We start from the raw sequence: 20,024 nt of genomic DNA, 5'->3' as shown, positions 1-20,024 counted from the left end.
CGTATGCCCGCCGCGGGGGCTGCGCAAGACCGCCGCGTCGCATCGCGGCCTCGTCCGCCGCACGCGCGCCGTCATGCCGCCGCGGCACGAAATGACCCGCGCACCGCCCTAGTCCGTCCGGCCATCCCGGCGCTGGCGTCCGCCACCGGTACAATGGGCGCTTCCGATTTCTCTCTTCGCCGTCTCCCCATGTCGCTTTATTCCATTACCGGCGCGCAACTCGCGTTCGGTCACGTCGCGTTGCTCGATCACGCGGATTTCTCGCTGGAGGCCGGCGAGCGCGTCGGCCTGATCGGTCGCAACGGCGCGGGCAAGTCGTCGCTGCTGAAGATCGTCGCCGGACTGGCGAAGCCAGACGACGGGCTGATCACGCGCCAGCAGGAGCTCGTGACCGTCTACGTGCCGCAGGAGCCCGAATTCGAACCGGGCGCGACCGTGTTCGACGCCGTCGCATCGGGGCTCGCGCACACGCGCGAAGTGCTCGAAGAATACGATTCGATCGTGCACCGCCTCGCGGAGACGCCCGAAGGCGCCGAGCACGATGCGCTGCTCGCGCGGATGAACGCGCTGCAGTCGACGCTCGACGCGCACGATGCATGGAACTGGCGCACGCGCGTGTCGATGACGCTCGCGCAGATCGGCCTGACGGACGGCGATGCGCAGGTCGATGCGCTGTCGGGCGGGATGCAGAAGCGTGTCGCGCTGGCGCGCGCGCTCGTGCTGCAGCCTGACGTGCTGCTGCTCGACGAGCCGACCAACCACCTCGACTTCGACGGCATCCGCTGGCTGGAAGAACTGCTCGTCGCGCAGCGCGCGGGCCTGCTGTTCATCACCCACGATCGCGCGTTCCTCGATCGCGTCGCGACGCGCATCGTCGAGCTCGATCGCGGCCGGCTGCTGTCGTACCCGGGCAACTTCTCCGCGTACCAGACGCGCAAGGCGCAGCAGCTGGAAGTCGAGCGCGTGGAAAACGAGAAGTTCGACAAGCTGCTCGCGCAGGAAGAAGTGTGGATCCGCAAGGGCGTCGAGGCGCGCCGCACGCGCAGCGTCGGCCGCATCGCGCGGCTCGTGCAGATGCGCAACGAGCGCGCGGAGCGCCGCAATTCACAGGGCAACGTGAAGCTCGACGTCGCGCAGGGCGAGAAGTCGGGCAAGATCGTCGCGGAGCTGACGGACGTGACGAAGCGCTACGGCGACCGCACGGTCGTCGACAGCTTCTCGACGACGGTCATGCGCGGCGACAAGATCGGTTTCGTCGGCCCGAACGGCGCCGGCAAGACCACGCTGCTCAAGCTGATCCTCGGCGAGCTGAAGCCCGACGCGGGCACGGTGCGCACCGGCACGAACCTGCAAGTCGCGTATTTCGACCAGATGCGCGCGCAGCTCGACCAGGAAAAGAGCCTGGCCGATACGATCAGCCCCGGTAGCGAATGGGTCGAGATCGGCGGCGTGCGCAAGCACGTGATGAGCTATCTCGGCGACTTCCTCTTCGCGCCGGAACGCGCACGCTCGCCGGTGAAGTCGCTGTCGGGCGGCGAGCGCAACCGGCTGCTGCTCGCGCGACTGTTCGCGCGTCCGGCCAACGTGCTAGTGCTCGACGAACCGACCAACGACCTCGACATCCCGACACTCGAACTGCTCGAAGAGCTGCTGGCCGATTACGACGGCACGGTGCTGCTGGTCAGCCACGATCGCGCGTTCCTCGACAACGTCGTCACGTCGGTGATCGCAGCCGAGGGCGACGGCAAGTGGCGCGAATACGTCGGCGGCTTCACCGACTGGCAGATCCAGAGCGAGCGTTCGCAGCAGCTCGCGCAGCAGGAGGCGGCGAAGCGCGCGGTGAAGGAAGCGGCGCCGGTCAAGGAAGACGCGGCGAAAAGCGCGGCCGGCCGCAACGCACAGCGCACGGTGAAGCTGTCGTTCAACGAGCAGCGCGAACTCGATGCGCTGCCGGAGAAGATTGCGGCGCTCGAGGAAGAACAGAAGACGATCAACGCGCAGCTCGAGGACGGTTCGATCTTCGCGAAAGATCCGCAGGAAGGCACGCGCCTGACCGAGCGGTTCGCGGCGATCGACGACGAGCTCCTCGCTGCGCTCGAGCGGTGGGAGACGCTCGAGGCAAAGCGCAAGCCGGTCTGACGCCCCGTGCGCCGTGCGAGCGATCTTGCGACGGCGCGCCACGCGGAACCAGTAAAATACCGCGCGTCCCGGGCAGCGTAGCGAACGCCGCGCGCCCGCTTTCGGAGCAGTCCAAGCACACCGTTGTTTCGATTCGCTTTTTTACGGAACTCAACGTTTTGTCCACGACGTTATCCACACGAGATGTGGACAACGTCCCGATGAATGACGAAATTCAGCGCCTATGTCAACGAAGAAGCCCAGCGCGGCCTATAGCGAAGCATCGATCAAGGTGCTCAAGGGTCTCGAGCCGGTCAAGCAGCGGCCCGGCATGTACACCCGTACCGAAAATCCGCTGCACATCATTCAGGAAGTCATCGACAACGCGTCCGACGAAGCGCTCGGCGGCTACGGCAAGCAGATCACCGTCACGCTGCATGCCGACCAGTCGGTGTCGGTGGAGGACGACGGTCGCGGCATCCCGTTCGGGATGCACCCCGAAGAGGGCGTGCCGGTCGTCGAGATCGTGTTCACGCGCCTGCACGCGGGCGGCAAGTTCGACAAGGCCGCCGGCGGCGCGTACACGTTCTCGGGCGGTCTGCACGGCGTCGGCGTATCGGTGACGAACGCGCTCGCGACGCGTCTGGACGTGACGGTCTGGCGCGACGGCAAGATCGCCGAGCTCGGCTTCGCCGATGGCGACGTCGTGAAGCCGCTCGCAACGCAAGGCGCGGGCCGCGGCGAGAAGAAGTCCGGCACGCGCGTGCAGGTCTGGCCAAATCCGAAGTACTTCGATTCGCCGAACCTGCCGCTCGGCGAGCTGCAGCGTCTGCTGCGCTCGAAGGCCGTGCTGCTGCCGGGCGTCGAGGTCGTGCTCGTCAACGAGAAGACCGGCGAGCGCCAGGCGTGGAAGTACGAGGACGGCCTGCGCGGCTACCTGCTCGACGAGATGAACGGCAGCGAGCTGCTGATCCCACTGTTCGAAGGCGAGCGCTTCGCCGATGCGCGCTCGACCGACGAAACCTTCGCGGAAGGGGAAGGCGCGTCATGGGTCGTCGCATGGAGCGAGGAGGGGTCGCTCGTGCGCGAGTCGTACGTGAACCTGATCCCGACGCCGGCCGGCGGCACGCACGAGTCGGGCCTGCGCGACGGTCTCTATCAGGCGGTCAAGAGCTTCGTCGAACTGCACAACCTGCAGCCGAAAGGCGTGAAGCTGCTCGCGGAAGACGTGTTCGCGCGCGTGTCGTTCGTGCTGTCCGCGAAGGTGCTCGATCCGCAGTTCCAGGGGCAGATCAAGGAACGGCTGAACAGCCGCGACGCGGTGAAGCTCGTGTCGTCGTTCTCGCGTCCGGCGCTCGAACTGTGGCTGAACCAGCACGTCGAGCACGGCAAGAAACTCGCCGAACTGGTGATCAAGCAGGCGCAGGCGCGCACGCGCGCGGGCCAGAAGGTCGAAAAGCGCAAGAGCTCGGGGGTCGCGGTGCTGCCGGGCAAGCTGACCGACTGCGAGACGGAAGATATCGCGCGCAACGAACTGTTCCTCGTCGAGGGCGATTCGGCGGGCGGTTCCGCGAAGATGGGCCGCGACAAGGAATACCAGGCGATCCTGCCGCTGCGCGGCAAGGTGCTGAACACGTGGGAAACCGAGCGTGACCGCCTGTTCGCGAACAACGAGGTGCACGACATTTCGGTGGCGATCGGCGTCGATCCGCACAGCCCCGACGACACCGTCGACCTGTCGAACCTGCGCTACGGCAAGATCTGCATCCTGTCGGACGCGGACGTCGACGGCTCGCACATCCAGGTGCTGCTGCTCACGCTGTTCTTCAAGCATTTCCCGCAGCTGATCGAGCGCGGCCACGTGTACGTGGCGCGCCCGCCGCTGTTCCGCGTCGATGCGCCCGCGCGCGGCAAGAAGCCCGCGCAGAAACTCTATGCGCTCGACGAAGGCGAACTCGAGGCGACCCTCGACAAGCTGCGCAAGGACGGCGTGCGCGAAACGCAATGGAGCATCAGCCGCTTCAAGGGTCTCGGCGAAATGAGCGCGGAGCAGTTGTGGGACACGACGATGAACCCCGACACGCGCCGCCTGATGCCGGTGAAGCTCGGCGAACTCGACTACGAGGCGACCGTCGCGCGGATGACCATGCTGATGGGCAAGGGCGAGGCAGCCGCGCGACGCGGCTGGCTCGAGGAAAAGGGCAACGACGTCGAAGCGGACATCTAAACCCGCGCGGCCGGGCATGACGCCCGGCCCGGCCTCACGCCACTTACGAATACGGAATACAGATGGACGACAATACTTCCGATCTCTTCGCCGGATCCGACGCACCGGACGCCGATGCGCTGACGCTCGGCAACTACGCGGAGCAGGCGTACCTCAGCTATGCGGTCAGCGTGGTGAAGAGCCGCGCGCTGCCCGACGTATGCGACGGCCAGAAGCCGGTGCAGCGCCGGATCCTGTTCGCGATGAACGAAATGGGCCTCGGCCCGGACGCGAAGCCGGTGAAGTCGGCGCGCGTGGTGGGCGACGTGCTCGGTAAATACCATCCGCACGGCGACCAGTCGGCATACGACGCGCTCGTGCGTCTCGCGCAGGACTTCTCGCTGCGCTATCCGCTGATCGACGGCCAGGGCAACTTCGGCTCACGCGACGGCGACGGCGCGGCGGCGATGCGATACACCGAGGCCCGGCTCACGCCGATCTCGAAGCTGCTGCTCGACGAGATCGACCAGGGCACGGTCGACTTCATGCCGAACTACGACGGCTCGTTCGAGGAACCGAAGACGCTGCCGAGCCGCATGCCGTTCGTTCTGTTGAACGGCGCGTCGGGCATCGCGGTCGGTCTCGCCACCGAGATTCCGTCGCACAACCTGCGCGAGGTCGCGGCGGCGGCGGTCGCGTTGATCCGCAATCCGAAGCTCACGCACGCGGAGCTGATGAACCTGATTCCCGGCCCGGACTTCCCGGGCGGCGGCCAGATCATCTCGAGCGACACCGAGATCGCGGCGGCCTACGAGACCGGCCGCGGCAGCCTGAAGGTACGCGCGCGCTGGAAGATCGAGGATCTCGCGCGCGGCCAGTGGCAGCTCGTCGTCACCGAGCTGCCGCCGAACACGTCGGGCCAGAAGGTGCTCGAGGAAATCGAGGAGCTCACCAACCCGAAGCTCAAGCTCGGCAAGAAGACGCTCACGCCCGAGCAGCTCAACACCAAGAAGGCGATGCTCGACCTGCTCGACGCGGTGCGCGACGAGTCGGGCAAGGAAGCGGCGGTGCGGCTCGTGTTCGAGCCGAAGTCGCGCACGATCGACCAGACGGAATTCGTGAACACGCTGCTCGCGTACACGAGCCTCGAGTCGAACGCGACACTGAACCTCGTGATGATCGGCGCCGACGGCCGGCCGGGCCAGAAGGGGCTGCTGACGATCCTCGACGAGTGGGTGAAGTTCCGCCAGCTGACGATGACGCGTCGTTGCCGCCATCGTCTCGCGAAGGTCGACGATCGCATCCACATCCTCGAAGGGCGGATGATCGTCTTCCTGAATATCGACGAGGTGATCCGCATCATTCGCGAGTCGGATGAGCCGAAGGCGGCGCTGATGAGCGCGTTCGGCCTCAGCGACCGCCAGGCCGAAGACATCCTCGAAATCCGCCTGCGTCAGCTCGCGCGGCTCGAGAAGATCAAGATCGAGAAGGAACTCGAGGCGCTGCGCGACGAGAAGGCGAAGCTCGAGGAACTGCTCGCGAACGAAAGCGCGATGAAGCGGCTGATGATCAAGGAGATCGAGGCCGACGCGAAGCAGTACGGCGACGATCGCCGCACGCTGATCCAGCAGGAAAAGCGCGCGACGTTCGAGGCGAAGGTTGTCGACGAGCCGGTGACGGTCGTCGTGTCGCAGAAGGGCTGGGTGCGTGCGCTGAAGGGCCACGGGCTCGACCCGGCCGGCTTCTCGTTCAAGGCGGGCGATCACCTGTATGCGGCGTTCCAGTGCCGCACGCCGGATCGACTGATCGCGTGGGGCAGCAGCGGCCGTGTGTACTCGGTCGACGTGTCGGTGCTGCCGGGCGGGCGCGGCGACGGCGTGCCGGTGACGTCGCTGATCGAGCTCGAGTCGGGCTCGCATCTGATGCACTACTACGCAGCGCCGGCCGACCAGCAACTGCTGCTCGCGTCGAGCAACGGCTTCGGCTTCCTCGCCAAGGTCGGCGACATGGTGAGCCGCGTGAAGGCCGGCAAATCGTTCATGACCATCGATGCGGGCGCGGTGCCGCTCGCACCGATGCCCGTGCTGCCGAACGCGACGCAGGTCGCGTGTCTGTCGAGCGGCGGCCGTCTGCTGGTGTTCGGGATGGACGAGATGAAGACGCTGTCGGGCGGCGGTCGCGGCGTGATCCTGATGGCGCTCGACGACAAGGAAACGCTCGTGCAGGCGCTTGCGATCGACCCGGCCGGCGTCGTGCTGATCGGCACCGGTCGCGGCGGCAAGGCGCAGGACGAAACGCTGTCGTACGCGGGGCTGGCGCCGCACGTCGGCAAGCGTGCACGCAAGGGCCGCGCGCCGGACACCAAGCTCAAGGTCGTCAACGAGCTGCGTCCGTTGCTCGGCTGACGCCGCATCCACTGGCCGGTTCGACCGGCATCGACGGCCGCACCTCCGCTTCGGCGGGCGTGCGGCCGGTTCTTTTTTGCGCGACGCATTCAGGTAAGCGCGAGTGGCGCCGTCACGCGGAACTTGCAAAATATTGTGAAATTCCGCCAGAGGGCCGAACCGCTCGGCGGCGTGCTGGTCGAACGTCGCTCGAGACCGCGCGTGACGCGGCTGTTCGTTGCACTCAACTCATACCAGGATTGCCGCCATGTCCCACGCCGTTGCCGTCGCGCTGTTTCTTCATCTGCTGGCCGTCGCCGTGTGGGTGGGCGGGATGGTCTTTGCGAACTTCTGCCTGCGTCCGGCGCTGTCCGACCTGACGCCGCAGTTGCGGCTGCCGCTGATCGAGGGCGTGTTCGGCCGCTTCTTCAATTGGGTGTCGGGGTCGGTGATCGTGATCCTGCTGTCCGGCGGTTTCCTGCTCACGGCCTTCGGCGGCGCGCACGCGACGTGGACGCTGCATGCGATGGCGGGGCTCGGTGTCGTGATGATGCTGATCTTCGGTCACATTCGCTTCGCGCTGTTCCCGCGCATCCGCCGCGCGGTGCAGGCGCAGAACTGGCCGGACGGCGCGCGCGCGGTAAACACCGTGCGCTTGCTCGTCGTCGTCAACCTCGTGCTCGGCGTGGTGACGATCGGTGCGGCCGTGCTGTCGCGCGGATTCTGAGCGCGAACGCCTGACCTTGCCGCGCCATTCGGCCGCCGCCGGCGCGATGCCGCGCGCCGCTATGCTGCCAGCATCGCGTCGAGCAGCCACGCGCCGGCCGGGCCGAGCGGCCGGTTGCGCGACCACACCGCATCGACCCGCACGCGGCGCGGCCAGCCGCGCGAGCGCAGCTCGCAGAGACGATCGCGCGCGAAATGCTCGACCATCCAGCGCGGCAGCTCGGCCCAGCCGAACCCCAGCACCGCCATCTCCAGCAGCATCAGATAGCTCGGCGCGAGCCAGCGCTGCGTGCCGATGACGATCCGGTCGTCGGCGCCGCGATCCTCCGGTTTCACATACGTGTTGAGGCGCAGTTCGCGCGCGTCGCGCAGTGCCGCATGCGGCACGTCGGCGTCGCCGAAGGCCGCCAGCGCGTGCGTGCGCCCGACGAACAGGCCGATCTCGGACTCCTCCGCCACCGTCGCCGCGCCGATATCGGGCGGGTAGACGGCGCGCGCGGCCATCAGCCCAAGCTGAGCGCGGCCCTGCTGGATCAGGTCGAGCACGTCCTCGTGTTCGGCGATCTGACATTCGAGTTCCAGCGTCGGAAAGCGCCGCTCGAGTGCCATCAAGGTTTCCTCGTAACGCTTCGATTGATACGTATCGGACACGACGAGCGTCAGCCGTGCTTCCTCGCCCTGCGCGAGCCGCGCGGCGGTGCGGTCGATCGCCGCGCCGGCCTCCAGTGCGCGCTGCACCTGCGGCAGCAGCGCGCGTCCGGCATCGGTCAGCGTCGGCGTGCGCGTCGAGCGGTCGAACAACTGCACGCCGAGATCGATCTCGAGGTTTGCGATCGCTTCGGACACCGTCGACTGGCGCTTGCCGAGCTTGCGCGCGGCGGCCGTGAACGAGCCGAGCAGCGCGGCTTCGGCGAAGGCGAGCAGGGCTTCGGGGGCGTGGTGCATGCGCGGATCTCACAGTGTTGTATCGGAAAAACCGATGATATCAAACTGGATTCACGCTGTTGCGCCGATCAAAATGCGCCGCATACGCTGCACAAACGAATTGGAGGAACCATGAAACAGATGAACAAAACGGTGACGGAACGCCTCGTTCACGCGCTGACGTTCGAGCTGGTGGCGATCGCGCTGTGCGCGCCGATCGGCGCGTGGCTGCTCGATATGCCGGTCTCGCACGTCGGCGTGCTGACGGTGATGGTGTCGCTGATCGCGATGGCCTGGAACATGACGTTCAACACGCTGTTCGACCGTTTCGAGCGCCGCGCCGGCCTCACGCGCACGCTCGGGATGCGCATCGCGCATGCGGTCGCGTTCGAGCTCGGCCTCGTCGCGATGGTGGTGCCGGTTGCCGCATGGTGGCTGAACGTGAGCCTCGTCGAGGCGCTGCTGCTTGACCTCGGCATCGTGCTGTTCTTCCTGCCATACACGTTCTGCTTCAACCTCGCGTACGACGCGCTGCGGGCACGCTGGGTCGCACGCCGCGTCGCGGTGCAGGCAGGCTGAGCGGCAAGTGGTCGGCGGTGGAAGAGGGCCTGCCGTCAGTGCGCGATGGCCGCCCACAACAGCCACGCGCCGCACACGATCGCGACCGCACCGTAGACGGCGTACACGGGCACCTTGAAGCGTGCGAAGCACAGCGTCGCAAAGGCGCCCGTGAGCCAGTAGACGGGATCGGCCGGTTCGCGATGCAGGATCTTCACGACGGCGACGACGAGAAATCCCGTCGTTGCCGCGCGCAGCAGGCGCATCCCGTGCTCGAAGCGCGAATGGCGCTTGAGCCGGAACAGATGATTCTGCGCGAACACGACGAGACACCCCGACGGAATGAACAGCGCTGCGGTCGCGAGCAGCGCGCCGGTCCAGCCGGCGGTCAGGTAGCCGAGAAACGGCACGACGTTCAGCAGCGGGCCGGGCGACACCGGCGACAGCGCGAACGCGAGCGTGAAGTCGTGATCGGAGATGCCGGTGGCCGGCGACACGAACAGCGTCTTGAGCACGGGCAGCGCGGAGAAGCCGCCGCCGAACAGCGTCATGCCGGCGCCGGCGAGCCGCGGCCACAGCAGCGTCTCCTGATAGTCGCCGGGCAACGGCAGCGCGAACAGCGCGACGAGCACGGCGAGCAGCACGAGCAGGCTGCGGTCGCGTTTCGACAGCGTGAAATCGACCGCGTCGTGTTGCGGTGGCCCGGTCAGCCAGCCGGCTGCAAACGCAGCGAAGAGAATCCCGACGAAAGCGGTCGGACTATGCGCGAAAGCGAGCAGAATCGTCGATAGTGCGGCGATCGCCTGTTCGAGCCGTGTGCTCGCGAGCGTGCGCAACTGCTTGACCCACGTGACGCCGATCAGTGCGGCGAGCACCATCCCGAAGTGATTGATCAGCATCGGCGCGGCGAGCGAGCGCACGATCGGCGTGCGGTAGAAGATCGCGAACAGCGTCATCAGCACGAAGAACGGCAGCACGCTCGCGATGCCGGCGATCCATGCGCCGGTGCGGCCATGCAGCGTCCGGCCGACCTGCACGGCGACATTGCAGCCGACGGGGCCTGGCACGAGCCATGCGAGGGCCACGAGATCGGCGAACACGTGCGGCTCGATGCGCTGCAACCGCTCGACATAGTGGCGCTCGAGTTGCGCCATCATCGAAAGCCCGCCCCACGACACGGCGGAAATGCCGGCGACAACCTTGAACAAGGCCCATAGGGATGCCGGTGCCTGTTCGACACGTTCGGCCGCTTCGACTTCGATGGTTGTCATGACTGTGTTGTTGGCGCAGGGGAGGCTGGCGCATGGAAACGTGCCGGCGGCCCGCCGACACGATGGCCCTCCCGATTGTCCGCCGCGCATCGTGACACTGCCATGCGCGAAAACGCCAGTTAATGGACTAAACAACCGAATCGGAAACCGAAATAATTGGTGTGCTGCGCAACATTGCCGCGCGGGCTGCGGGCTCAGGCGCCCGTGCTGCCGGTCGCGCGGTGCGTGAGGACGTTCGGACGGTCGCCGCGCACGCCGAAGCGCGCGATCAGCGCGGGGATCGCGTCGGCCGGCACGGGGCGGGAGAACAGGAAGCCCTGCGCCTCGATTTCTCCGAGCGCCGACAGCCATGCGATCTGCTCCTCGGTTTCGGTGCCTTCGACGACCACCGTCAGGCCGAGCGAGCGCGCGAGATGCACGATCGACGACACCATCACGCACACGCTGCGATCGTTCGGGATCGCCTGCACGAACGAGCGGTCGACCTTCAGCGTATCGACGGAGAAGCGGTGCAGGTACGACAGCGACGAATAGCCGGTACCGAAATCGTCGAGCGCGATGCGGATGCCGAGCTTCTTCAACGCGACGATCTTCTCGGAGACGAGCTCCGGATATTCCATCATCGCGGTCTCGGTGATCTCGATTTCGAGCCGGTTCGCCTCGATACCGGTGTCCTGCAGCGCCTGCGAAATCGTCTCGATCAGGTCGCCGCGCCAGAACTGCACCGGCGAGATGTTGACCGCGAGCGTCAGCGTGTCGTGGCCATCGTCGCGCCAGCGCGCGATCTGTTCGCACGCGGTGCGGATCACGAAGTCGCCGATCGGCACGATCAGCCCCGTCGATTCGGCAATCGAAATGAATTCGTTCGCGGAGATGATCCCGTGCTCGGGGTGGTCCCAGCGCGCGAGGGCCTCGAAGCCGGTGATCGTGCGGTGCGTCAGATCGATCTTCGGCTGGTAGGCGAGGAACAGCTGCCCCTCGGCGAGCGCGACGCGCAATTGCTGTTCCCAGCGCATCAGGTGGTCGGCGCGATGCGACAGGTGCGGCGCGTAGAACTGGTAGCAGTTCTTGCCCGCGTCCTTCGCGCTGTACATCGCGAGATCGGCCTTCTTCAGCAGGTCGATCTCGCTTTCGTTCGCGACGGTGTGCAGCGCGATGCCGATGCTCGCATGCAGCACGAACGAACTGCCGCGCACGTCGAACGGCTCGGCGAACATCCGGATGATCGCTTCCGCGAGCCGCACCGCGCGCCGTTCGACGTCGTCGCCCTTCATCACGACGACGAACTCGTCGCCGCCGATCCGGGCGAGCGACCCTTCGTCGCCGACGGCATCCGACAGGCGCGACGCTGTCATCTGCAGCACGATGTCGCCGGCGTTGTGGCCGAGGGTGTCGTTGACGGTCTTGAAGTTGTCGAGGTCGATGAACAGCAGGCCGAGCCGCGACAGGCTTGCCGGCATCGACACGTCGTTGCGCAGCCCGCGCAGCGTCGCGTAGCGGTTTGCGAGGCCGGTGAGGAGGTCGTATTCGGCGAGCTGGGTCATCTCGCGCTCGCGGCCGAGCAGCTTGCCGATCAGCCCCGTCGCGACGCCGAAGAACGCGAGCATCGCTAGCGTGATGAAGCTCGTCATCAGCAGATAGACGTTGCGCGTGTGGTAGTAGTCCGCGAATTCCTCGGACTGCGACAGCCCGACCATCACCGCGAGCGGGTAGCCGTCGAGGTGGCGGTACGACACGATGCGCGTCACGCCGTCGATCGGGTCGATGATCGTACCCGTCACGCGCTCGGCGATCGGGTAGACGCCCGATGCGGAGAACGCACCGGGCGCGTTGCTGAGCGAGCCGGTGCGCCGCGCGAGCACGGCGCCCGTGTCGGACACCACGGCGATCACGCCTTCCTTGCCGATCGCCGCGTTGTTGTAGAAGTCGTTCGTGAAGTAGCTCGGATCTTCCGATACCACGACGATCCCGGCGAAGCTGCCGTCCGGGTTGTTCAGGCGCCGTGTCATCTGCAGCGTCCAATGGCTCGACACGCGGCCGAGCACGGGCTTGCTGATGTACAGGCGATCGTCGTTGTGCGCGAGGTGGACCTTGAAGTGCTCGCGGTCGGACAGGTTGATCGGCTTCGGATGGAGTTCAGCCGTGTTCGCGAACAGGATGCCCTTCGCGTTGACGAGCGAAACCTGGATCAGCGTGTCGCTCGGCACGACGCCTTTTTCGACCGCGCTCGCGAGGTTGAAGCGCGACGGCGATTTCTCGAATTCGAACTTGACGAAGCGGGTGATCTGGTCGACCTGGTGGATCGCCTTGACCGTGTGCTGCTCGAGCGCCGACGACAGGATCGCCGCCGAGGCCGCCGCTTCCTTGTACGCGCTGTCCTTTTCGACCGACAGCCGCGCCACGATCACCGCCCACAGCAGCGCAAGCGCCAGCATCCCGAGCAGCGGGATCGCGAACAGCGCGCGACGGCGCGACTTGCGCGGCGCGCGCAGCGGCCGGGTCGGCGGCGTGTGGTTTGACCGGGCGGAGCTCATCAGAGAGGGCGGCGTCCTGCTCGCGTTCTTCATCCGTCTGGATGGCTATGGTTCGGATTGTCCCGACGTCTGTTCGTTCGCGGGACGCGCAACCATGGACAGACCTCCGAAACAACGGATTAGGCCCGATATTACTGGCTGGAACACTTTTGCGATAGTTGGGCGAATCGTAGGGGGCGCCGGACGGGCCGGCGCCATCGCACATCGCGAAATGTTACACGGGGGACCGGAAGGTGCCGTCGACGACCGTGACGACGTGACCGCCGATCCACGTGGTGCCGTCTTCGTCATAGCTGACGCAGATGCGGCCGTCGCGGCCGATCGCCGTGCCCTGGCGGGCCGTGTACGACTGGCCGGGGCGGCGTTCCTGCCGCGTCAGCAGCCCGGCCAGCGCGGCGTTCGCGCTGCCGGTGACCGGATCCTCGCCGAAGCCGAAGTTGCCGCCCGTCATCAAGCAGCGGATTTCGAACGTCGCGGGGCCGCCTTCGACGTGCGGCGCGTAGACCGCGAGGCCGTCCGTCCCATAGCGGCGCGTGAGCGCCTCCAGCGCGGCCGGATCGGGCGACAGGCCGATGCACGCGTCGGCCGACTTCAGCCGCACGACCAGCCACGGCGCGCCGTTGTCCACCGCGCACGGCTCGGCATCCAGGTCGATCGCGTCGCTGCGCAACGCGGCGGCCAGCACCGCGTAGTCCGAACGGTCGAGCGGCGTGACGCGAGCCGGCGGCGCGGCGAACGCCCAGCCGCCGGCCTGCTCGCGCAGCGCGACCCGGCCAACCCCGCACTGCTGGATCAGCCGGCCAGGCACGCGCGGCCGTGCGCCGCTTTCCAGGAACGCATGCGCGGTGCCGAGCGTCGGGTGGCCGGCGAACGGCAGTTCACCGGCCGTCGTGAAGATCCGCACGCGGTAGTCGGCGTCGGGATCGGTCGGGGTGCAGAGGAACGTCGTTTCCGACAGGTTCGTCCAGCGGGCGATCTCGAGCATCGCGTCGTCGCCGAGTGAATCGGCGTCGAACACGACGGCGAGCGGGTTGCCCTTGAACGGCACCGACGTGAAGACGTCGACCTGCTTGAAGCGGACGAGACGACCGGTCATCTCGATGCGCCCGTTACGCGACTTCGGCGATCAGTTCGATCTCGACGCACGCGCCGAGCGGAATCTGCGCGACACCGAACGCCGAACGCGCGTGCTTGCCCGCGTCGCCGAACACTTCGGCGATCAGCTCCGACGCACCGTTCGTCACGATGTGCTGTTCGGTGAAGTCGAGCGTCGAGTTGACGAGGCTCATCAGCTTCACGATGCGCGTGACCTTGTTCAGGTCGCCGGTGTGTGCGTGCAGCGTCGCGAGCAGGTCGATCGCGATCGAGCGCGCGGCCGCCTTGCCGTCTTCCGTCTTCAGGTCGGCGCCCAGCTTGCCGGCCCAGACCTTGCCGTCCTTCTTCGCGATGTGGCCCGACAGGTAGACCGTGTTGCCGCTTTGCGCGCTCATCACGTAGGCGGCGGCCGGTGCGCCGGCGGTCGGGAGTTCGATGCCGAGCGACTTCAGTTTGTCGTAGACGTTAGCCATGTGTTCGATTCCTCGTTGAGAGTCGTGACAGGAAAAAGGGATCAGAGACGTTCGCGCAGCAGCTTGCCGAGGCGAGCGACGCCTTCCTCGATCTTCTCCGGCGGCACCGTCACGAACGACAGGCGCAGCGTGTTCTGCTGCGGGTCGTTCGCGAAGAACGGCGCACCCGGCACGAAGGCGACGTGGTTGGCGACCGCGGCCTCGAGCAGCTTCATGCTGTCGATCTGCGCGGGCAGATTCACCCAGATGAACATGCCGCCGTCCGGCCGGTTCCACGTGACGCCTTCCGGCATGTGGCGGGCGAGCGACGCGAGCATCGCTTCGCATTGCGCGCCGTACAGCTGGCGGATCGTCGGGATGTGCTCATCGAGGAAGCCGTCCTTGATCACTTCGTGCGCGATGCGCTGCGTGAGCGTCGGCGTGTGCAGGTCCGTGGCCTGCTTGGCCTGCACGAGCTTGAAGTGGAGTTCCTCGGGGGCAATGATGTAGCCGATCCGCAGGCCCGGCGCGAGCACCTTCGAAAACGTGCCGAGGTGCACGATATGGTCGGGCGCCATCGACAGCATCGTCGGTAGCGGCTCGCCCTGGTAGTTCAGCGCGCCGTACGGGTCGTCTTCCAGCACCGGGAACGGGCTCGACTGCGCGAACGCGGCGAGCGCGCGGCGGCGCTCGACGGGCAGGCGGCGACCGGTCGGGTTCTGGAAGTTCGGCTGTGCGTACAGCAGGCGTGCGCCTTGCGTCAGGTCGGGCGTGAGGCCTTCGGGCAGCAGGCCCTGCTCGTCGGTCGGCACCTGCACATAGCGCGGCTCGTACAGCGAGAACGACTGCAGCGCGCCGAGGTAGGTCGGGGTTTCCACGAGGATCGGGCTGTCCGGATCGATCAGCGCCTTGCCGAGCAGGTCGAGCGCCTGCTGCGAGCCGGTCGTGATCAGCACCTGCGACACGCGCACGCTGTAACGCTCGGCGATCCATTCACGCAGCGGCAGGTAGCCTTCGGTCGCGCTGTACTGGAGTGCGGCGGCGGGTGCATCGCGCAGCACGCGGTCGGCCGCGGCGCGCATGCGTTCGGCCGGGAACGTCGCGGGAGCGGGCAGGCCGCCTGCGAACGAGATGACCTCGGGGCGTTCCGTGACCTTCAGGATCTCGCGGATCGCAGAGCTCGTCAGCTTGCGGGCGCGTTCGGAAAGCTGCCAGTGCGGCGGGTGCAGGTCGCTCGGATTCATAGTCTCCTCGTTCGGATATCGTGGTCAATCAAGAAAGGTCGATCGGGCTGATCGCGTCGACGCGGCCGGGTAGGCTTGCGGGAGCGCGATCGGGCCGTCGCGGCCGGGTGGGCAAAACCGTTCAGGCAAAACGGACATTATGGCGCACCTCATCAGCCGGCGCGAGCGGGACGCGGGGCGGTGGCCACCGCCGAGCGCCGGCCGAGCATCACGGTCGCGATCACGGCGGCCGCGAACAGCCACGTCGACGGCGTCACCGTCTCGCCGAACAGCAGCGCGGAAAAGGCGATCGTGAAGAAGATCTGCAGCAGCTGCACCTGACCGACGCGCGCGATGCCGCCCATGGCGAGCCCGGCGTACCACGCAAAAAAACCGATGAATTGCGAAAAAAGGGTCACGTAGCCGAATGCGAGCCACGTGCGCAGCGCGAGCGGGGCGGGGTGCGCGACGTGCTGCGTCCATGCGAGCCAGCCGACCGGCAACACGAGGAACGGCGCGGATACGACGAGCGCCCAGCAGATCACCTGCCAGCCGCCGATCTGGCGGGCGAGGCGCGCGCCTTCCGCGTAGCCGAGCGCGCCGATGCCGACCGCGACGAGCATCAGCGCGTCGCCGGCCTGCACCGTGCCGCCGCCGTCGCGCAGCGCGAACGCGATCACGAGCGCACTGCCCGCCAGCGCGCTGGCCCAGAACGCCTTCGACGGCCGTTCATGCGACAGCCACGCCGCGTACAGCGCGACGAACAGCGGCTGCAGCCCGTTCACGACCGCGCCGTGCGAGGCCGGGACGGTTTTCATCGCCCAGGCGGAGAACACCGGATACGCGATGATCACGCCGGCCGACACGATCGCGAGGCTTTTCAGCTGCGCGCGGGTCGGCAGCCGTTCGCGCCGCCACCACAGCAGCAGGCCGGCCGGCACCGATGCGGCGAGCGCGCGACCGAGCCCATTCAGCAGCGGATTGAGCTCGGAGACGACGATACGCGTCATCGGCAGCGTGAGGCTGAAGATCATCACGCCGATGAGGCCGAGCAGCATGCCGCGGGTTTCGCGCGAATTCATGAATGGGGTGTCTCCGTATTGCGGGGTTTCGGTATCGAGGGCGGCAGGGGCGTTCAGCGCAGCGTGCGCGCGCCCTGCGGGGTTTCGAATTCGGCGACGAGCGCCGGCGGGCCGTCGCCGCTGTCGAGGTCGAGCAGATGGCCGGCGCCGAGCCAGTCGAGCTGCTCGCGGATGACGTCCGCACGCGGGTGGACGCCCTTGAGCGCCTTGAGCGCGACGCCGTCGTTCGGCAGCGATTCGGCCGGATGGCGCGGGCTGTCCCACTGGATCAGCGACGGCACGAGGCCGTCGCCCGCGCCTTGCCACGCGGGGAACGCGCCGTCGTCGGGTACCGTAAGGCCCCAGCTCAGGTCGCCGCGCCGCATCGCGACGACCGGCGCGATGCGCGCCGGATACTGGCTTTGCCACATCGCGAGCTGGCGCGGCCGATCGACGCGTGCGACCCAGTGTGCGAGAAACGGTCCCTGCGCGAGCCTTGCATGCATCGCCGGATCGTCGAGGCTGAACAGCCGCGCGCGCGGCGGCGTGGCATCGTCGCCCGTGGCGGGCGCGTCGGGATCGATCGCGATCACTTCGAGGTACAGCCCGCCCCACGCGCCGAACAGCGCGTTATGGGTGCGCATCAGCGGATGGCGTCCGCCGCCGGCCGGTTCGATGCCGAGCGACGCGGCGATATGGCGCACGCCTTCGTCGAGCGTGCGCGCGGCAATCACGAGATGGTCGAGGGTCAGGGAGCGGGCTGGCATGAACGTCGGTCGGGAAGCGAAAGTGTCATGGTGGGCGGGCGATGCGCCGGACGGTACGGAGCCGGCCGGCGCCCGGGCCGCGATATGGGTGGGGCGACGCGGCGCCGCGTGCGGCAAGGCCGCGCCGGCAGCCGCACGATCGCCATTCCGAAGAACTGTAATCGTCGGCACCGGCACAGTAACGGTACAATCCACGCGATAGCCTTCGGTACAGTTGGAGAGCCGCCGCCCATGTCCACCGTCCCACTCGCCCAGATTCCCGCGCCGCACGATACGGCTACGCTCACGCTCGTCGACCAGCTCGTCCAGTGGGCGCGGCGCCGCATCGATGAACGCGTATTCCGGCCCGGCATGCGCATGCCGTCGATCCGCAAGCTCGCGCTCGACAAGAGCGTGTCGCGCTTTACCGTGGTGGAAGCGTACGAACGGCTCGTCGCGCAGGGCTACCTCGACTCGCGGCGCGGCTCGGGCTTCTATGTGCGTGAGCGCACCGCCGCCGGCCCGCAGCCCGCCGACAACGTGGTGCGCGTGGCCGAGGCCGCGCCGGTGCACAACACGATCGACGTCGTCTGGCTGCTGCGCAACATGCTGCACACCGTCAGCCCGGAAAAAGGGCCGGGCCTAGGGTACCTGCCGGGCCGTTGGCTCGACGGCGAGCTGATCACCGGCGCGCTGCGCGCGCTCGGGCGCCAGTCCGGCGCGCAGATGCTCGGTTTCGGCACCGCGCAGGGTTTCCTGCCGCTGCGCCAGCAATTGCAGACGCGGCTCGCGGAAGTCGAGATCGGCGCGAAGCCCGAGCAGCTCGTGCTGGTGTCAGGCATCACGCAGGCGATCGATCTGATCTCGCGGATCTACGTGCGGCCCGGCGATGCGGTGATCGTGGGCGATCCCGCGTGGTTCCAGATGTTCGGCCGCTTCGCGTCGCAGGGCGCGCAACTGGTCGGCATGCCCTATACGCCAGACGGCCCCGATCTCGACGCGCTGGAAACGCTCGTGCAGATGTGGCGGCCGAAGATGCTCGTGATCAATTCGGTGCTGCAGAACCCGACCGGCACGTCGCTGTCGGCCGCGCAGGCGTTCCGGATCCTGAAGCTTGCCGAGGCGTACGACTTCCTCGTCGTCGAGGACGACGTGTACGGCGACCTGTGCCCGCCGAGCTATCCGGCCACGCGCCTCGCGAGCCTCGACCAGCTGAAGCGCGTGATCTACCTGGGCAGCTATTCGAAGACGCTCGCGGCGAATTTGCGGGTCGGCTATGTCGCCTGCGCGCCGGAGATCGCGAAGGCGGTCACCGACCAGAAGATGCTGGTCGGGATGACGACGCCGGAGCTCAACGAGCGCGTGTTGTACAAGATCCTGACCGAGGGACATTACCGGCGCCACGTCGAGCGGCTGCGCGCGCGGCTCGACGGCGTGCGCGACAAGACCGCGCGGATGCTCGAGCGTACCGGGTTGCGGCTCTTCACGATGCCGGCGGCGGGGATGTTCCTGTGGGCCGACACGGGCGTCGATTCGGACGCGCTCGCGGCCGCCGCGCACGAGGAAGGGTTTCTGCTGACGCCGGGGAGCCTGTTCTCGCCGCAGCAGTCGTCGTCGACGTGGACGCGCTTCAACGTCGCGAACTGCGGGGATCCGGCGTTGCCGGGGTTTCTCGCGCGCTATATCGAGTCGGCGGCGCGGCGCGCGTCGTGACGGCGGCGCGTCGCGCTTCGTCGTCCGGCGCACGAGGCGCGGAGTCGACGATGTCATTCGAGACGGGATCGATTGATCCGCCCGAATATCCGGCAGCAGACGAACGTAAGAAGGCTTGCCACCAGCACCGACACGACAAATGCGTAGTAGATGTCGACATTCGCTGAAGACTCGCAATCATGTGCGGAGAAAAGGCGGTCCAGCCACAGCGAGAACGCGAGCGGCGGAGCAGGGGCAAGGTCGGGATGACGAATCCACCAATAGGTCAGTGCAAGCGATATGGAGGAAATCCAGCCAATGACCATGCAGATTTGGACTAGCCGCTTCACCGCACTGTCACCATTCCGTATGCGCGCAGCATGCTTCCGGGTATGGGATGCAGGCCGTTATCGAGCAGGAGCTCCCGCAAACGCCGGAAGTCGCTTTGACTGTCGATCACGATACATCCACGGCTGATTCCGCGAATACCACGCGGATGCAGGCGGAACTGGCCTCGTTGCACGTCGTCGCACAGTGTGGCGTCGTCAATCGAGCCATCGGCCGCATATAGCGCGAACCATTCCGATTTTCCGCCGACACGATCATGCAACCATCCGAGCCTTCCTCCCGATCGTCGGTCGACAACGTAGTATTTTCCAGGCGGGATCGGGCCGAGTTCTGCAACGCAGGCGGCCGTCCGAGCATTGACGTAAGGGGAAGTCCTGAAAACGCGGGCAATTCGAGGCCGCGGAGCCGGAAGTGGCTGATGGACCGGTCATTGAGTTCGAAGCTGCAAGGAATCATTTCGTTCTCGATTCGGGAAGCGATACGTCATTTCAGCGAATTGAAAGCGGCCGGAACATTGGATCGGTCCGAATTTCGCCCGTGAACAGCGCGCATCCACGATCGGTATCGCGAGTGCGCCGGACAGAGCACCGAAGCGCACAGCCGGGCCCTTGAAATCCCGCCGCCCGCCCCCAGATTGCGGCAACACCCGTCTGGCCCGGCATCGTGCGCCGGGATGTCGGGGGTTA

General features: G+C 67.0%; 16 protein-coding genes. 6 read left to right on the top strand and 10 right to left on the bottom strand.

All coding sequences use genetic code 11. The annotated features are described in order from the left end of the window. The first annotated feature begins 153 nt into the window (after nucleotides 1-153). The 4 genes from WI26_RS11460 to WI26_RS11445 all read left to right on the top strand — a co-directional run bounded on the left by WI26_RS11460 (nucleotide 154) and on the right by WI26_RS11445 (nucleotide 7,435). Nucleotides 154-2,139 (top strand): ATP-binding cassette domain-containing protein, encoded by a 1,986-nt coding sequence (locus WI26_RS11460; protein WP_196483724.1) that lies wholly within the window; start codon nucleotides 154-156, stop codon nucleotides 2,137-2,139. Between the two features lie 223 nt (nucleotides 2,140-2,362). After that, nucleotides 2,363-4,345, top strand: coding sequence for a DNA topoisomerase IV subunit B (gene parE, locus WI26_RS11455; protein WP_059468198.1), 1,983 nt, complete (start codon nucleotides 2,363-2,365; stop codon nucleotides 4,343-4,345). Between the two features lie 62 nt (nucleotides 4,346-4,407). Further along, the gene (gene parC, locus WI26_RS11450) at nucleotides 4,408-6,729 is read left to right on the top strand and encodes a DNA topoisomerase IV subunit A (RefSeq protein ID WP_069225973.1); all 2,322 of its coding nucleotides are present in this window, start codon (nucleotides 4,408-4,410) and stop codon (nucleotides 6,727-6,729) included. Between the two features lie 247 nt (nucleotides 6,730-6,976). Further along, a complete protein-coding gene (locus WI26_RS11445; RefSeq protein WP_059448642.1) occupies nucleotides 6,977-7,435 on the top strand; it encodes a CopD family protein in 459 nt (152 codons plus the stop codon). Nucleotides 7,436-7,494: 59 nt separating this feature from the next. On the opposite strand, the gene WI26_RS11440 is transcribed toward WI26_RS11445, so the two are convergent. Further along, the gene (locus WI26_RS11440) at nucleotides 7,495-8,379 is read right to left on the bottom strand and encodes a LysR family transcriptional regulator (protein WP_059509957.1); all 885 of its coding nucleotides are present in this window, start codon (nucleotides 8,377-8,379) and stop codon (nucleotides 7,495-7,497) included. A 111-nt stretch (nucleotides 8,380-8,490) separates the two neighbouring features. Here WI26_RS11440 and WI26_RS11435 point away from each other — a divergent pair, with 111 nt between their 5' ends. After that, nucleotides 8,491-8,937, top strand: coding sequence for a multidrug/biocide efflux PACE transporter (locus tag WI26_RS11435; RefSeq protein WP_059509958.1), 447 nt, complete (start codon nucleotides 8,491-8,493; stop codon nucleotides 8,935-8,937). A gap of 35 nt (nucleotides 8,938-8,972) precedes the next feature. Here the strand turns inward: WI26_RS11435 and WI26_RS11430 are convergent, their stop codons facing one another. The 7 genes from WI26_RS11430 to WI26_RS11400 all read right to left on the bottom strand — a co-directional run bounded on the left by WI26_RS11430 (nucleotide 8,973) and on the right by WI26_RS11400 (nucleotide 17,319). Beyond that, nucleotides 8,973-10,187 carry a chromate transporter gene (locus tag WI26_RS11430; RefSeq protein ID WP_069225972.1) on the bottom strand — a complete coding sequence of 405 codons (1,215 nt, stop codon included), beginning with the start codon at nucleotides 10,185-10,187 and terminating at the stop codon, nucleotides 8,973-8,975. Nucleotides 10,188-10,381: 194 nt separating this feature from the next. Further along, complete coding sequence (locus WI26_RS11425; RefSeq protein ID WP_069226406.1) at nucleotides 10,382-12,721, bottom strand: EAL domain-containing protein; 2,340 nt, start codon at nucleotides 12,719-12,721, stop codon at nucleotides 10,382-10,384. A gap of 214 nt (nucleotides 12,722-12,935) precedes the next feature. Next, nucleotides 12,936-13,817 (bottom strand): PhzF family phenazine biosynthesis protein, encoded by an 882-nt coding sequence (locus WI26_RS11420; RefSeq protein ID WP_069225971.1) that lies wholly within the window; start codon nucleotides 13,815-13,817, stop codon nucleotides 12,936-12,938. Between the two features lie 13 nt (nucleotides 13,818-13,830). Beyond that, nucleotides 13,831-14,289 (bottom strand): RidA family protein, encoded by a 459-nt coding sequence (locus tag WI26_RS11415; RefSeq protein WP_059468192.1) that lies wholly within the window; start codon nucleotides 14,287-14,289, stop codon nucleotides 13,831-13,833. A 41-nt stretch (nucleotides 14,290-14,330) separates the two neighbouring features. Then, nucleotides 14,331-15,512, bottom strand: coding sequence for a PLP-dependent aminotransferase family protein (locus tag WI26_RS11410; protein ID WP_059468191.1), 1,182 nt, complete (start codon nucleotides 15,510-15,512; stop codon nucleotides 14,331-14,333). Between the two features lie 152 nt (nucleotides 15,513-15,664). Then, nucleotides 15,665-16,573, bottom strand: coding sequence for a DMT family transporter (locus WI26_RS11405; RefSeq protein ID WP_059468190.1), 909 nt, complete (start codon nucleotides 16,571-16,573; stop codon nucleotides 15,665-15,667). A gap of 53 nt (nucleotides 16,574-16,626) precedes the next feature. Continuing rightward, on the bottom strand, nucleotides 16,627-17,319 hold the full coding sequence (locus WI26_RS11400; protein WP_069225970.1) for a VOC family protein: 693 nt from the start codon (nucleotides 17,317-17,319) through the stop codon (nucleotides 16,627-16,629). Between the two features lie 231 nt (nucleotides 17,320-17,550). Between WI26_RS11400 and WI26_RS11395 the strand changes: the two genes are divergently transcribed. Beyond that, nucleotides 17,551-19,011 (top strand): PLP-dependent aminotransferase family protein, encoded by a 1,461-nt coding sequence (locus WI26_RS11395; RefSeq protein WP_059538529.1) that lies wholly within the window; start codon nucleotides 17,551-17,553, stop codon nucleotides 19,009-19,011. A gap of 53 nt (nucleotides 19,012-19,064) precedes the next feature. Here WI26_RS11395 and WI26_RS32195 read toward each other — a convergent pair whose 3' ends face one another. Further along, nucleotides 19,065-19,316 carry a hypothetical protein gene (locus WI26_RS32195; RefSeq protein WP_155624380.1) on the bottom strand — a complete coding sequence of 84 codons (252 nt, stop codon included), beginning with the start codon at nucleotides 19,314-19,316 and terminating at the stop codon, nucleotides 19,065-19,067. A gap of 20 nt (nucleotides 19,317-19,336) precedes the next feature. Continuing rightward, complete coding sequence (locus WI26_RS31125) at nucleotides 19,337-19,657, bottom strand: DUF2778 domain-containing protein (RefSeq protein WP_335622146.1); 321 nt, start codon at nucleotides 19,655-19,657, stop codon at nucleotides 19,337-19,339. Nucleotides 19,658-20,024: the final 367 nt, after the last annotated feature.

The organism is Burkholderia diffusa (assembly GCF_001718315.1).
Classification (GTDB): Bacteria; Pseudomonadota; Gammaproteobacteria; order Burkholderiales; family Burkholderiaceae; genus Burkholderia; species Burkholderia diffusa_B.
This window is presented reverse-complemented; position numbering and strand designations above follow the sequence as displayed.